This window comes from Rhizobium sp. SRDI969 (genome assembly GCF_025152725.1).
Lineage (GTDB): Bacteria > Pseudomonadota > Alphaproteobacteria > Rhizobiales > Rhizobiaceae > Rhizobium > Rhizobium leguminosarum_I.
The window spans coordinates 2101107-2115545 of sequence record NZ_CP104035.1 but is presented as its reverse complement, the minus strand read 5'-3'; the positions used below and the strand labels follow the sequence as shown (position 1 = coordinate 2115545).

The window sequence follows — 14439 nt, the reverse complement described above, 5'->3', positions numbered from 1 at the left end:
ATACACTGAGGGGCGTCGGCGACGCCCCTCAACCTCACATCAGGCGGTAAGCTTGAGACCGGCGATGCCGGCGACGATCAGCGTGATGCAGGCAAGGCGGGAGACACTTGCCGGATCACCAAGCAGCCAGATGCCGAGACATACGGTGCCGACCGTGCCTATGCCGGTCCAGACCGCATAGGCAGTGCCGATCGGCAGATGCTTCACCGCCAGGCCGAGCAGCACGATGCTGATGACCATCGATATGACGGTCAGCGCCGTCGGCAGCGGCCGGGTGAAGCCACCGGTATATTTAAGGCCGATTGCCCAACCACATTCGAAAAGACCGGCGAGAAATAGCAGAAACCAGGCCATGCGACTCTCCTTGTTGAAGAGCGAGGCCGTCCCCGCGACAGTTGCATCCTGGAGGATGCCGCAGTCGTCTGCGATGAAGCCTATATGCGTGAGGAAGCGGCGGTGTTCAAGATCGGAATCGGCACAGCTGCCATGCCGGCCGCTTCTTGCCGCTTACAGCGCCGCGCGTCTTTCAGACGTGCAAAGGACGCTATCGCACCTTTAGTTGCTGCATCACGGCTGCCCGTCAGCCTCCGCGGCAAGGCTTTTGGCGCGGCGGCAGAGGCGATCGAAGGTTTCGAGGAAGCGTGAGCGGTCTTTCGGGCTGAAGGCGGCGTTGTAGCCCTTGCTCTCGCCGGTTTCGCGCAGGTGCGCGCCGAGATCGCGCATGGCGCTTGCCATGCCGATATTGGTCTCGTCGAAGACGCGCCCTGTGGGTCCGCTGACGAAGGCGCCGGTCGCGACGCAGCGCACGGCGAGCGGCACATCGGCGGTGACAACGACGTCGCCCGTGCCGGCGCGTTCAGCGATCCAGTTGTCGGCGGCATCGAAGGCGTTGGAGACGATGATGTTGCGGATCATCGGATCGCGCGAGGGGCGCAGGCCGGAATTGGCAACGAAGGTAACTTCGAGGCCGTGGCGTTCGGCTACCTTCAGGATTTCCGGCTTTACCGGGCAGGCATCGGCGTCGACATAGATCAAAGGCTGTTTACCTCACTCAGAGCACGAGGCCGAAAAGTGTGCGGTTTTCGCAAGACATCATGCTCTAATTCTTTGATTTAGATCCGGACCTAAAAACTTCCGGATCCAATGCCGACGCCTGATACGCGCGGTTTACTCACGAGTCCAGATTTCGCTCGAAACCTTTTCCGAGCCGCCATAGGTCCAGACACCCTGCCAGCTGCCGTCCGGCTGCTCGAAATACATGGCGATGCCGAAATTCTCCTTGGAGACGTAACCGACGGAGATCGCCGTGTCCTCGTCGCTTGCCGGACCCATTTCGAAACGATCGCCACTGAATTTTGCGCCGAGGCCGGTGCCGATCGACTCGTTCTTGCCGATCATCCAGTCGACGATATAAGTCTCGCCGTTGCGAAGCACCTTGACGGTGCCCCGATACTCGCTGCCGTCCTCGCTGGTGCCGGCGACCTTGTAGGAACCTGTGGGGTCCGCAAGTGCGATGGCGGGCAGTAACACAAATGCGCAAGCCGAAATAACAGTCCGAAAGATCATAGGGTCCCCTTTGCCAAAGCATGAGTGCCAAGCACCGAAGCGGTAACACGAAAGGGCTTCACACTTGGTGAAGCCCTTTGCAGATCCGGCCAGTTATTTTTGGGGTAGCGGGCAGTTTTACTTCAAGCCCGCAGTCTTTATGGCAGTGTTTAGTACAAGACCACGCAGCGGATGCTCTTGCCCTGGTGCATCAGCTCGATGCTTCTGTTGATGTCTTCAAGCGGCGTCGTTGTGGGTGATTATCGGCTCGGTTTGGCTCTTACCTCGCAAGTATCAGGCGACGATCTTCGGCAGTCGGTCGGTGACAAGATGGAGGTCTCCTGGCCGGCGCCGGCCTGCCGATGACCACTGACTTGGCCAAGCCCCGACGCGAAGGTCGACGAACTCGGCTCAAGCGAAAACAGCCATTCGCCCGGTCTCTTCCTCTCAGGCGAATTCCATGATCACGGCATCGACGGCCAGGCTTTCGCCGGCCGCGGCATTGATCTTCGAGACGACGAGATCGCGGTCGGCGCGCAGCACGTTCTCCATCTTCATCGCTTCGACGATCGCAAGCGTCTCACCGGCCTTGACCTCCTGGCCCTCGGCAACTGCGATGGCGACGACGAGGCCGGGCATCGGGCAGAGCAGGAGCTTGGAGGTATCGGGCGGCAGCTTTACCGGCATCAGCCTGTCGAGTTCGGCATGACGCGGCGAAAAGGCCTTGGCAATCACCGAAAGCCCCTGCCAGTCGATACGCAACCCGTTTAGAACGGGGCGAATCTGCGCGGCAATGTCGCGACCTCCGACCTTGCCGCTCCAGACTGGGTCGCCCGGTCTCCAATCGGTGACAACGCTGTTGTTCTCGCCCTCGATCGCGATGTCCATATCGAAGGGGATGGTGACGAGACCATCGAGCAATCGTGCCGCGACGTACTTGTCGCCGATCTTGACCATCCAATCTTCGCGCAACGCGCCCGATGCGGCGCGCAGGCGATCGGCGAAACGTTCGCGGCGGTTCGTCTCAATCAGCGAAGCGGAGAGGGCAATGCTCGCAAGCACGGCTTCTTCCGCCGGGTCCGGTTTCATCGGCGCAAAACCATCGGGATATTCCTCGGCGATGAAGCCGGTGGACAGCCGGCCTTCGCGCCAGCGCGGATGTTTCATCAGCGCCGACAGGAAAGGAACATTGTGCTCGATGCCATCGACGACGAAGCCGTCGAGCGCCCGGCCCATGGCGTCGATCGCCTCAAGCCGTGTCGGCGCCCAGGTGCAGAGCTTGGCGATCATCGGATCGTAATACATCGAAATCTCGGCACCCTCGAAGACGCCGGTATCGTTGCGGAGGACGACATTGCCGGTCCTGCCTTCCGCCGGCGGGCGGTAACTTGTCAGGCGGCCGATCGAGGGCAGGAAGTTGCGGTAGGGATCTTCGGCATAGAGCCGGCTCTCGATCGCCCAGCCGTCGAGCCTGACATCCTCCTGGGTGAGGGGAAGGGGCTCTCCCGCTGCGACCCGGATCATCTGCTCGACAAGATCGATGCCGGTGATGAGTTCGGTTACGGGATGTTCGACCTGCAGGCGGGTGTTCATTTCGAGGAAATAGAAATTGCGGTCGTGGTCGACGATGAATTCGACCGTGCCGGCGCTCTGGTAGTCGACGGCCTTGGCCAGCGCCACCGATTGCTCGCCCATCGCTTTGCGGGTGGCATCATCGAGGAAGGGCGAGGGCGCCTCTTCCGCCACCTTCTGGTTCCGCCGCTGGATCGAGCATTCGCGTTCGCCGAGGTAGACGACATTGCCATGCGCGTCGGCCAGCACCTGGATCTCGATATGGCGGGGTTCGACGACGAACTTCTCGATGAAGACGCGGTCGTCGCCGAAGGAGCTTTTCGCCTCGGAGCGGGCACGCTCGAAGCCGTCGCGCACTTCTGCCTGGTTCCATGCAATGCGCATGCCCTTGCCGCCGCCACCAGCCGATGCCTTGATCATGACGGGATAACCGATCCCGCCAGCGATCACCTCCGCATGGGCCGCATCCTCGATGATGCCAAGATGGCCAGGCACTGTGGATACACCGGCGGCATTGGCGAATTTCTTCGATTCGATCTTGTCGCCCATCGCCATGATGGCCTTCGGCTTCGGGCCGATGAAGACGATGCCCTGTTTTTCCAGTTCGGCGCAGAAGGAGGCGCGTTCGGACAGGAAGCCGTAACCGGGATGCACCGCCTCGGCGCCCGTCGCCTTGCAGGCCGCGATGATCTTTTCGGCAGCCAGATAACTCTCCGACGCTGCGGCCGGGCCGATATGAACAGCCTCGTCGGCCATCTCGACATGCAGCGCGTCCCGATCCGCATCCGAATAGACCGCGACGGTCAGAATGCCCATGCGGCGCGCAGTCTTGATCACGCGGCAGGCGATTTCGCCGCGATTCGCGATCAGGATTTTCTTGAACATCGAGACTCCACCCAGAAATGCATTCCGGAGTTTTACGCATAAAACACCGGAACGCACAATCAGGCTTGCGGAGCGTCAAGCGACAGCGGCTTCCGAGACGGGTTCCTCGTCGACGATGCGCAGCCAGCGGCTGCGCCGCGGCTCGGCATAGTCGCGCAGCTTGACGGCGGCCATGATCCCCGCCCAGTGCGGATGATTGGCGCAGGCCAGAGTTGCCTGCTCGATCTGCTGGAGCACACCATATTCGACCGACGAGACGGGGATAACGCCGCCTTCGGCGACGCTTCTAAAGATGCGCATCGTGAAATCGATGTCCTGGCGGGTGATGCCCCGGCGATCGACGGCACGCGACAGCTTGTAGCCACCGATATTGTCGGTGATCGCCAGGCGGAGCTGATCGAGGGCGAGCGCTCTCAACTCGCCCGGGACATCGGCCGAGATCTCCATGACGTGAAGAATGAGCTCGAGTTCCAGCGCCGAGTTGACGACACTATCGGTCGTAAACATGCGCATGATCCAGGCGACGTTGATTTCATCAAGCGAGCCTTGCGGATAGGTATAATGAACGATGAAGCCGGCGAGCTGCTCCACGAAAAAAGCGTTCCAAGCGGCACATTTTTCAGGGCAGGAATTATTGAGCGCCAACATCGCCACGACATCGTCGGATGTCCGGATGCCCTCCGGAAAAGCATGTTTGCGCAGCAGCACTATATCTTCGGCCGTCAGCCGATGCTTGCCGGCCACCACACAGGCCGGAAAAGCGAGACGAAATTCGCTCATGTTTTAACTCCAGGCTTCATCATGAAACCGGAGACAATTTTAGCGCCGGCGAATTGACGATCCCTCAAGAAGAGGAGTTAACCCGACATTCCCGAGGTCAGGAAGATTTTAACGATTGCGCCTGCAGCCGCTCGCGCCAGATGATGAAGAGGCCAGAGGCAACGATGATGAAGATGCCGATCCATTTGGAAAAGCTCGGGAAATCGTTGAACAGCGCATAACCGAGAACGGTCGCCGAGATGATCTCGAAGTACTGGAACGGCGCAAGCAGCGACAGCGGCGCGAGCCGGAAAGCCCGGACCACCAGCATATGCGCATATCCCGAGATCGAGCCGAGGGCGAGAAGCAGGACAAGGCCGAGCATGGAGGAGGGCAGGGAGACGGTAAAATCGGCATTGCCGGAACTGCTGCCGACGAGAAGGGCAGCCGCCATGAAGACCGTTCCGCCGATGCCGGCCATTGTCTGCATGGTCAGCGGCGAATCGGCCTCGCCGATGGCGCGGTTGAGGAAGAGATAGAGCGAGAACAGAAAGGCGCAGGCGACCGGCAGCAGCGCCTTCAAGCCGAAAATTTCGTAGCTTGGCTGAATGACGATCATGGCGCCGGCGAAACCGACGACGATCGCTGTCCAGCGCCGCCAGCCGACCTTGTCGCCGAGAAACAGCGCCGACAGGGCGGTCAGCATGAAGGGCTCGACGAAATAGATGGCGAAGACATCGGCGAGCGGCATGTATTTGACGGCGACGAAGAACAGCAGGCTTGCAGCACCGTGCAGCACACCGCGCAGCAGGTTCATCCATGGCCGTTTGGCCGAGAGCGCCTTCAGCCCGAAAAGGGCGAAAAGAATCGGCAGGGTGCAGGCAATCTGGAAGAAGAATCGGTAGAAGGTCACCTGACCCGGCGACATCGCCTCGAAGGTCGCCATATATTTGGCGATCGCATCCATGGTCGGCAGGATGAGCATGGCGCCGGACATGATGGCCATGCCCTGCAGGGGATTTTGATGGGACGCTGACATGGCCGCTGATTCTTGCGAGGATGACGCCATCAACCATGAGAAGGCCGGGCGATCAAGCCGAGCAATCGCAAATGGCTTCGAGGTGAAAACGAAATCTTCGCTTAGAAAGCGTTTCCCTGAAGGGAAATGGTGCGGTCGAGAAGACTCGAACTTCCACGGGTTGCCCCACAGCGACCTCAACGCTGCGCGTCTACCAATTCCGCCACGACCGCATCGTGGTAGGTGCCGATTTGCGTCGGCGGGGCAGCATGTAGCAAAAGCATCTGGGGTGCACAAGGGCGATATGACAGTTTTTTTGAAAACCGGTCACAGCATTTGAATTGGCCCCGAAACGGGTCCATATAGCTGTCCGGCCGCCCCTATTTCACAGGCATTTCGGGGAGAGCGGCAAGGAATGGCCATGCTTCGCACCGATCTCGAATTCTCCATGCTTCCCCAACTCGGCACGCGGCCGGTCCGTTGGCGCATCGCCGATGGCCTCATTCCCTATGAGGAGGCGGTGGAGACGATGGAGCGCGAGGTGGCGGTGATATCAGATGGCGGTGATGAGCTCGTCTGGCTCGTCGAACATCCGCCGCTCTATACTGCCGGCACCAGCGCCAATAAGAGGGACCTCGTCCAGCCGGACCGTTTTCCGGTCTTTGCGACCGGGCGTGGCGGTGAATACACCTATCATGGGCCCGGCCAGCGCGTCGCCTATGTCATGCTCGATCTGAAGAGGCGGCGTCAGGACGTGCGCGCCTTCGTTGCCGCCCTTGAAGATGTCGTCATCCGCACGCTCGACATGATGAATGTGCGCGGTGAGCGACGTGAAGATCGCGTCGGCGTCTGGGTGCGCCGGCCGGAAAAGCCATTGCTGGCCGATGGGACGATGGCCGAGGACAAGATCGCCGCCCTCGGCATAAGACTGCGGAAATGGGTGACCTTCCACGGACTGTCGCTCAACGTCGATCCCGATCTCGATCATTTCGGCGGCATCGTGCCCTGCGGGATATCGGCCTATGGCGTGACCAGCCTCGTCGATCTTGGCTTGCCGGTGATGGTGGCTGATGTCGATATCCGGCTGCGCACCGCCTTCGAAGCGGTTTTCGGCGAAACGACCGGCGAGACCTGACTGATCGCGGCGACCGGGGCAATTTGTATCGGAAAGAAAGGCTGGTTTCGGCTGTTTCTAGGGGAACAATGCTTCGTGGAAGCTTTGGCGGTCGCGTGGCGTTGAGGTCGCTGTCGAGGAACCCTTGGACGTTCGAGTCTTTCTACCGTCAGGCTCGGCAATCGCTTCACCATCAGATCTGAGCCAGCGTTTTAACCGATAATTAGCGGCGGAAATATATATAGGACATCACAGCAGTGTGAATATGGAAGTCCGAGGACAATGAGAAAAAAAGCAGCGGCAAGTTGGTCGTTCCTCGATGTGTATTTCGTTGTCGATATTATCGAGAAGGTTCTCATCGGTTATTTCTTCGTTGGGATCGTCATGCGGGTCCTGCCGCAGATGCAGGACGATCGCGCGATCATCGACTGCCTGCTGATCGTTTCGGAGGGAGCTGCCGCATTCCTCATCCTGACCCGCCGGCCGACGAGAAATGCGTCGCTACGCTTCTTCGACTGGACGGTTACCGCCATTGGCACGATCTTTCCGCTGCTTGCCGCGCCCTCCGCGACACAGCCGCTAGCGCCGCTCGCATTCTGCGGGACGGTGATGGCGCTCGGTTTCATCTTGCAGATATCGGCAAAGCTGACATTGCGGCGAAGCTTCGGCCTGGTGCCGGCCAATCGCGGCGTCAAGATCGGCGGGCCTTACAAATTTATCCGCCACCCGATGTATGCGGGATATCTGATGACACACATCGGCTTCTTCCTGGCTCATCCGAGCCTTTGGAATTTCGCCATCTATGCGACGGCCCTGGCCGCACAATGTTTCCGCCTCCTGGCGGAAGAAGGTCTGCTCAAGCAGGATCCTGCTTACGAGGCTTTCATGGCCACGACCCGTTACCGGCTCGTTCCATTGGCATTCTAAGACGACATAAAGATGGATTGAAAAGAAAGGGCCGGTTTCCGGCCCTTTCTTTTGTCGGATCCCTTTCTTTAATCGGATCCAGGTCTTCTATCGGTTCAATGCGTCGCGCGGCATGCTTCGGTGCGGGAGGCGCCGCTGTCGGCACCTTTGGTGTGGGAGCCCTTCGGGCCGATCATGCTGTGGCATGGGGGCAGCGGCGTGATGCTGGCCGTTGCGGTCTTGTCGACGGCAGGGGCTGCCATGGCGCTCGGTGCAAAACCATCGCTGTCATTGGTATAGTCGCTGGAATAGGCCGGGGCCTTGCGGCTGCTGTAGTGGACCGGGGCCGGTTTCGACGTCGGGCTCGGCGCGAAGCCGTCGCTGTCGTTGGTGTAGTCATCGGAATAGGTCGGCTGGGCGAAGGCAGCGCCTGCAAGGCTGACGGCGAACAGGGAAGCGGCAAGGGTAAATTTGATGCGCATGGGTCTATCTCCTCAATCTGTTGTTGAATTCCACAACATAAACTAACCCTCGGCAAACACGAGTTCGCGCCCCAATTCAGGCAATTTTGTGATAAAAAGGCGACGCAGCCGCGACCTTTTGTCCAAATGAAATCACGGTGTTATCAACGAAATTGACGTTCGCGTTACAAAACCTGCCTAAGTAAAACGGCAAAATACGGTACCTCAAAAGCCGTATCGGGCTACAATCTGAAATTGTTAACTTTTGGTAATGTAACAGGCGGGCGGGAGGCATCGGCGCCTTCCGCCGATTGTCCGTATGCGTGACGCTAGTCCTCGTTCGGGATATGCGCGTCGACACCGGTCAGCTGCAGTTTGTTGCGCACATGATGGACACCGTCGACCGAAAGCGCGGCGAGTTCGACCTTGCGGGCGATGCCGATCGTTTCCACCGAACCTTCCAGGGTGACGACGTGACCGTCTGCATGAACCTCGATGCTGTCGATATCGACATCAGGGATGTTTTCGAGATTGTCGTTCACCCGCGCTTCCAGCTCGTCACTTTCATCGCGTTCGATCGTATCGGCGCGCAGCGAATCCTTCAGGCGGTTCTCGTTGCCGTCCTCATCCGTGCCGTCTATCCGGAAGCCCTTGTTGGGATCGCTGTCGAAATTGGCCGCAGTCTCGCCGTAAGGGCCATTATCCGGGCCGCCGGTGCCGGCGCCGCTGTCATCGGCATAGGGCCAGCCGTCATCGAGGTTGCGTTCTTCGAGGTCGCGATAATCCTCTTCACGGGAAAGCTCAGGCTTTTCCCGGGAAATCGGGGTTTTGTCACCGATCCTTGCCATTGCAGTCGCTCCTTTCTTGCTTTTGCTGGAAACGCCGGCAGCGGCGAATGGTTCGGTGCGGACGGCGATTTGTCAGCCGTGATTGTCAGTTGTGATTGTTAACTCTCGGCCCTCTCCCATTTCTTCACGAGACGGTCGCGCTTCAGCCGCGAGAGGCGCTGCAGCCAGAAAATGCCATCGAGCTGGTCGACTTCGTGCTGGATGCAGATGGCAAGGAAATCTTCGGCACCGTCCTCGTGCACGGCGCCCTCGGCATCCTGATAGCGGAAGCGGATTGCTCGCGGGCGCGTCACCTCGTCGGTCGCGCCAGGCATGGATACGCTGCCTTCGGTATGGCTCACCGTCTCCTTCGAAAACCAGGTGATATGAGGATTGACATAGAGGCGCACGCCGTCGGCCTTGTCGAGTTCCAGCACCGTGACACGGCTGAAGACACCGATATGGGCGGCAGTGATGCCGACGCCGGGGGCTGCGCGCATCGTCGCCAGCAGATCGTCGGCAAGCGTGGCGAGCGAGGAATCGAAGGCCGTCACCGGCGCGCAGACAGTCTTCAGGCCCGGATGTGGATAGCGCAGAATCGGACGGATGGGCATGGGGCAGGCTTCCTCTGCTTGGACGGGTGAGGAAACTATCGCCGGCCGCGGGCCTTGTCATTACGAAGCGCGGTTTGCCGCTTTACGACACCGGTGCTTTGGGCTAGCAGGGGCCAAGAATTCCGGCCGCGGGAGCCTCGCGCTGGATTCACTTATCCGCTTGTTGATAATGTGTTTTCGGCCAACATTTGCGAATGCGGCGCGGCAGTCGTTGAAATTCGAACCAGATGCGAGGGCGGCAGATGACGACGACCGATGGGGAAGACCGCATTCGCAGGCGTCCTGATGACGAGGAAGCCGATATCTACGACGAGGACGGCAATGTCCGCGGCGATTTCCTGGCGCTTGTCGGCGCCGCAATCGCCGATCGCGACACGCTGTTCCTGCGCCAGAATGTCGCCCGGCTGCACGAATCCGAAATAGGCGATCTGCTGGAGGCGATCCAGCCGGATCAGCGCCTGGCGCTGGTACGCCTGCTCGGCGACGATTTCGACATGACGGCGCTGACCGAAGTCGACGAGGCGATCCGCCGCGAGATCGTCGACCAGATGCCGAACGACCAGATCGCCGCCGCGATCGGCGAGCTCGATTCGGACGACGCCGTCTACATTCTCGAAGACCTCGATAAGGAAGACCGGGAAGAAATTCTCGCCCAGCTGCCGTTCACCGAGCGGGTGCGGCTGCGCCGGGCGCTCGATTATCCCGAAAGTTCGGCCGGGCGCCGCATGCAGACGGAATTCGTCGCCGTGCCGCCGTTCTGGACTGTGGGACAGACGATCGACTACATGCGCGACGAGGAGGATCTGCCCTATTCCTTCTCGCAGATCTTCGTCATCGACCCGACCTTCAAGCTGCTCGGCGCCGTTGATCTCGATCAGATCCTGCGCACCAAGCGGCAGACGAAAATCGAGCAGATCATGCGCGAGACGAACCATCCGGTTCCAGCCGAGATGGATCAGGAGGAGGCTGCCCAGCTCTTCGAGCAGTACGACCTTCTCTCGGCCGCCGTCGTTGATGAGAACGGCCGGCTGGTCGGCGTGTTGACCATCGACGACGTCGTCGACGTCATCCACGAGGAGGCGGACGAGGACATCAAGCGCCTCGGCGGCGTCGGCGACGAAGAGCTTTCGGACAATGTGCTCTCGACGGTGCGTTCGCGCTTCCTGTGGCTTTTGATCAACCTTGGCACGGCGATGCTGTCGGCCAGTGTCATCGGGCTGTTTGACGGCTCGATCGAGAAGATGATTGCGCTTGCCGTGCTGATGCCGATCGTCGCCTCGATGGGCGGCAATGCCGGCACGCAGACGATGACGGTGACGGTGCGCGCGCTCGCGACCCGCGATCTCGACATCTACAATGCCGGCCGCATCATCCGCAGGGAGGCGGGCGTCGGCATCCTGAACGGCATCGTCTTCGCGACGATCATGGGCGCCATCGCCGGGATCTGGTTCCAAAGTTACCAGCTCGGTGCGGTGATCGCAGCGGCGATGGTCATCAACCTGATGGCAGCCGCTCTTGCCGGCATCCTTCTGCCGCTGCTGCTCGACAAGATGGGCGCCGACCCGGCGATCGCCTCTTCCGTCTTCGTCACGACAGTGACCGATTGTACCGGCTTCTTCGCCTTTCTCGGCATCGCTACCTGGTGGTTCGGCATCTGAACGGCCAAAAATTGACTATTACGTAAAAGTCAATATTATCGTCTGTCCGACGACGGGGAACACATGCCGGTGAACAAATATTATAGCATAACGGAACTGACGCGCGAATTCGGGGTCTCGACGCGCACGCTCCGCTTCTACGAGGACGAGGGACTGATCCATCCGGAGCGGCGCGGGCGCACCCGTCTGTTCCGGCAGGCCGACCGGCGCCTCATCGGGGAAATCCTCCGTGGCCGGCGCATCGGTTTCACCATCGCAGAAATCCGCGAGATCATACAGGTCTACAAGGAGCCGCCGGGCGAACTCGGCCAGCTGAAGCTCCTGATGAAGCGCGTCGACGAGAAGCGCGACGACCTGCGCCAGAAGCGCAAGGATATCGACGACACGCTGGCGGAACTCGACTCTATCGAAGAGACCTGCCTCGGCCGCCTCGCCGAAATCGGCGTCACCACCTGAAAAGCGGCTACGGGGTTGCCAACCTCTATTGTGCCTCGGCGCTGCATTCGGCGGCGATCGTCTGGACCCGCTCGTCGTTCCGAATATCGATCTTTCCCGCCTGCAACGGCGTGAACAGGGCTTGGGCCTGCAATTTGTCCAGCGTGCACTGGCAGAAGCCACGGCAAAGCGCTTCGTCTTGCTGCATGACGCAAGAGGCGTTGCATTGCCTTAGGTAAGTCGCGAGCGGATCCGGCGCCTGCGGCGGGACGACGAGGGAAAGCCCATAGGCGATGCCGATCAACACCGGCTGATGGATGAGATAGAAAGCAAGGCTGTGGCGGCCGAGCCTTGCCGGCCACCAGGAACCGGTGCCAATGGCGGCAAGCCGCTGGGGCAGCCTGGTTTTGATGGCGATCGAGGCGATACTCAATCCAGCGAGGAAGGGCACTGCCCAGGGAAATAGCGGGACGTAGTCGTTAGAGCGTTCCGGCGTAACGGCAAGGCCGATCCAAGCGAGATATCTGGGATCGAAGAAGGATGAGCGAAGCAGGCCGGGCGGCCCGAAATTATCGGTGATCCAGGCGGCAAAGAGCGCGAGCGTGGCGATGAGCGTGAAGGCGAGCGGCAACCTCAAAAAAACGACGCCGATAAGCGTGAGCACCGCGATACAATGCAGGATGCCGAAATAGATCCACTCGTTCGGCATCGCGATGCGCGTGGCGATCGAGATCAGCGCGGCTGCCGCGGCAATCATGCCGAAGCGCTTCCAGTAGGAGGGCCAGCGAATCTCGGGCGTGCTCGAGAGCACCAGGCTGATGCCGACGATGAAGAGAAAGGTCATGGCGATCGCCCGGGCATAGATCTTCAGCCAGCCGGTTTCGGCCGTGCCCGGCGCGAGATAGCCCATGAACTCCATGTCCCAGCTGAAATGGTAGCTCGCCATGGCGATCAGCGCGACGCCGCGCGCCGTATCCAATAGACCGATGCGCGGCGGTTTTACCGCCGCATCGGCTTTCGTTGCCGGCAATATCATCAAAGTCCCTCGGGCAAATGATTTCCGCCGCTCGACGGACTATCGCGGCCAATAGCAGAAAGGTGGAGATTTGATGGCGGACCGGCATCCATGATCGCCAGTCGCGCCTGCGAGAAAAATTGCCGGCGTGTCAGCACGAAGATGACGATCGCCGTCGTCATCATGAAGACATAGGGGTTGATGAACCAGCCGAGATAGCCGATCGACAGGAAGATCGCCCTGAGCCCCTCGTTGAAATTGCTGCCGGCAATAACGTTCATGCGGATGACGCGTTCGGCCGCCCGCTCGGCGGCGATGACGTCGCGCTCGCTGTCGCGCATCATCGGGATCGAGCCGAAGAGAATTGTGCAGTAGTTGAACAGTCGATAGGACCAGCCGAATTTGAAGAAGGCGTAGCCGAAAAGCGCTGCCAGCCCACCGACCTTCATCTCGAAGACGGCATGGCCGCCATGGAAGACGAAGGGCAGGTCGGCGAAGACGGCATCGACCTTCTCCGTCGCGCCGAGCAAAGCAAAGCAGCTGCCGATCGCGAAGATCGAGGTCGAGGCAAAGAAGGCGGTGCCGTTCTGCAGGCCGGCCATGATCTGCGTGTCGATCATCTTCAGGTCGCGGCGCAGCGAATTGTAGATCCACTCCCGGCGCCGTTCGGTCATCGCATGGGTCAGGCTGGTGCGTCCGAAGAAGGTGCGGCCGTGCAGCAGCCAGGAATAGCCCATCCAGACAAAGGCAAAGAAAGTCAGAGCGATATAATCCGCCGTCGTCATCAGTGATTCGGTCTCCGCATGAACGCGACCACTATGCCGCAAGTCGGATTATGCTGCATGGCCGAGTTCGGCGGCTTTACGCGAGTTTGGCCATGCGGCAGTTCGGCATAATCGAGCCGTCGGGAAACGACAAGGCTTGGCGGATAGCCGACCGGCATCTTCTGGGCCTAAATGAAGCAATGCGGTGATCCGTCAGCCTGGGGATTAGGGATGGAACCCAAAGAACGAGAAAAGGACGGCGCTACCCCTCCCGCGCCTCAATCATCCCCACCCGCGTCGCATGCCGGCCGCCCTCGAAACGAGCGGTCGGGAATGCATCGACGATATCGAGCGCCAGCCCTTCGCCCACCACGCGCACGCCAATCGAAAGCATATTGGCATCGTTGTGCTGGCGGATCATGCGGGCTGAGAACGGGTCTGCGCAGACGCCGCAACGGATGCCCTTTACCTTGTTCGCCGCCATCATGATGCCTTGGCTGCTACCGCATAAAATGATGCCCAAAGCGGCAATCGCCGGAGGCGACAAGACGCGCCGCCGCTTGGCCGTGGTGAGGATAGTGTGTGCTCTCCGGCGTTTTCGGTCCGATATCGACCGCTATCCAGCCTTGCGCCGCGATATGACCGGCAATAGCCTGCCGGAGCTGAATGGCGGCGTGGTCGCTGGAGAGGGCGATGCGGTTGGTGGCTGTCATGGAGAAGTGGTTCCGTTTTCCAAAGCAATTTGCCGTCTTGACGATGCATGCTCGCGCCGCACCAGTCTAGAGGTGCGCGAGCAGGGCGTCGTGTTAACCGCTTGTAAAGTCGTGATGGCCAATTGTTCAGGACTGAACCTGAACTCCGAATTC

At 60.2% G+C, this 14439-nt stretch carries 15 protein-coding genes, 1 tRNA gene and 1 pseudogene; 4 read left to right on the top strand and 13 right to left on the bottom strand.

Annotated features, from left to right (window positions below; translation table 11 throughout):
• Positions 1–39 precede the first annotated feature (39 nt).
• From sugE to N2A41_RS10660, 7 genes are all read right to left on the bottom strand, one after another.
• The gene (gene sugE / locus N2A41_RS10695; protein WP_260110906.1) at positions 40–354 is read right to left on the bottom strand and encodes a quaternary ammonium compound efflux SMR transporter SugE; all 315 of its coding nucleotides are present in this window, start codon (positions 352–354) and stop codon (positions 40–42) included.
• A gap of 213 nt (positions 355–567) precedes the next feature.
• On the bottom strand, positions 568–1035 hold the full coding sequence (locus tag N2A41_RS10690) for a YaiI/YqxD family protein (RefSeq protein ID WP_017964432.1): 468 nt from the start codon (positions 1033–1035) through the stop codon (positions 568–570).
• A 132-nt stretch (positions 1036–1167) separates the two neighbouring features.
• Positions 1168–1566, bottom strand: coding sequence for a hypothetical protein (locus N2A41_RS10685; protein ID WP_222385090.1), 399 nt, complete (start codon positions 1564–1566; stop codon positions 1168–1170).
• A gap of 426 nt (positions 1567–1992) precedes the next feature.
• Positions 1993–4002, bottom strand: coding sequence for an acetyl-CoA carboxylase biotin carboxylase subunit (locus N2A41_RS10675; protein WP_260110905.1), 2010 nt, complete (start codon positions 4000–4002; stop codon positions 1993–1995).
• Positions 4003–4077: 75 nt separating this feature from the next.
• Positions 4078–4782, bottom strand: coding sequence for a hypothetical protein (locus N2A41_RS10670; protein WP_260110904.1), 705 nt, complete (start codon positions 4780–4782; stop codon positions 4078–4080).
• 97 nt (positions 4783–4879) lie between these two features.
• Entirely contained in the window at positions 4880–5830 is a 951-nt protein-coding gene (locus tag N2A41_RS10665; protein WP_017964428.1) for a DMT family transporter, read from the bottom strand.
• Between the two features lie 97 nt (positions 5831–5927).
• Positions 5928–6012: transfer RNA gene (locus N2A41_RS10660), tRNA-Leu, on the bottom strand.
• 182 nt (positions 6013–6194) lie between these two features.
• On the opposite strand from N2A41_RS10660, the gene lipB reads away from it, so the two are divergent.
• Positions 6195–6914 (top strand): lipoyl(octanoyl) transferase LipB, encoded by a 720-nt coding sequence (lipB, locus tag N2A41_RS10655; protein WP_260110903.1) that lies wholly within the window; start codon positions 6195–6197, stop codon positions 6912–6914.
• A gap of 261 nt (positions 6915–7175) precedes the next feature.
• On the top strand, positions 7176–7820 hold the full coding sequence (locus tag N2A41_RS10650) for a methyltransferase family protein (RefSeq protein ID WP_222294846.1): 645 nt from the start codon (positions 7176–7178) through the stop codon (positions 7818–7820).
• Between the two features lie 95 nt (positions 7821–7915).
• Here N2A41_RS10650 and N2A41_RS10645 read toward each other — a convergent pair whose 3' ends face one another.
• From N2A41_RS10645 to N2A41_RS10635, 3 genes are all read right to left on the bottom strand, one after another.
• Positions 7916–8281: a hypothetical protein gene (locus N2A41_RS10645; protein ID WP_222385086.1), complete on the bottom strand. Its 366-nt coding sequence runs from the start codon at positions 8279–8281 to the stop codon at positions 7916–7918.
• Positions 8282–8589: 308 nt separating this feature from the next.
• Positions 8590–9108, bottom strand: a complete 519-nt coding sequence (locus N2A41_RS10640) for a BON domain-containing protein (protein WP_260110902.1) — start codon at positions 9106–9108, stop codon at positions 8590–8592.
• Between the two features lie 98 nt (positions 9109–9206).
• Positions 9207–9701 carry a peptide deformylase gene (locus N2A41_RS10635; protein ID WP_260110901.1) on the bottom strand — a complete coding sequence of 165 codons (495 nt, stop codon included), beginning with the start codon at positions 9699–9701 and terminating at the stop codon, positions 9207–9209.
• 242 nt (positions 9702–9943) lie between these two features.
• Between N2A41_RS10635 and mgtE the strand changes: the two genes are divergently transcribed.
• Positions 9944–11359, top strand: a complete 1416-nt coding sequence (gene mgtE / locus N2A41_RS10630) for a magnesium transporter (protein ID WP_260110900.1) — start codon at positions 9944–9946, stop codon at positions 11357–11359.
• Positions 11360–11422: 63 nt separating this feature from the next.
• Positions 11423–11815 (top strand): MerR family transcriptional regulator, encoded by a 393-nt coding sequence (locus N2A41_RS10625; RefSeq protein ID WP_018072195.1) that lies wholly within the window; start codon positions 11423–11425, stop codon positions 11813–11815.
• 25 nt (positions 11816–11840) lie between these two features.
• Here N2A41_RS10625 and N2A41_RS10620 read toward each other — a convergent pair whose 3' ends face one another.
• From N2A41_RS10620 to rpiB, 3 genes and pseudogenes are all read right to left on the bottom strand, one after another.
• A complete protein-coding gene (locus N2A41_RS10620; protein WP_260110899.1) occupies positions 11841–12830 on the bottom strand; it encodes a heparan-alpha-glucosaminide N-acetyltransferase in 990 nt (329 codons plus the stop codon).
• Positions 12830–13594, bottom strand: coding sequence for a DUF599 domain-containing protein (locus tag N2A41_RS10615; protein WP_222385082.1), 765 nt, complete (start codon positions 13592–13594; stop codon positions 12830–12832). Before N2A41_RS10615 ends, N2A41_RS10620 begins: the two co-directional genes overlap by 1 nt.
• A gap of 241 nt (positions 13595–13835) precedes the next feature.
• Positions 13836–14286 (bottom strand): annotated as a pseudogene (gene rpiB, locus N2A41_RS33320) (ribose 5-phosphate isomerase B).
• Positions 14287–14439 lie beyond the last annotated feature (153 nt).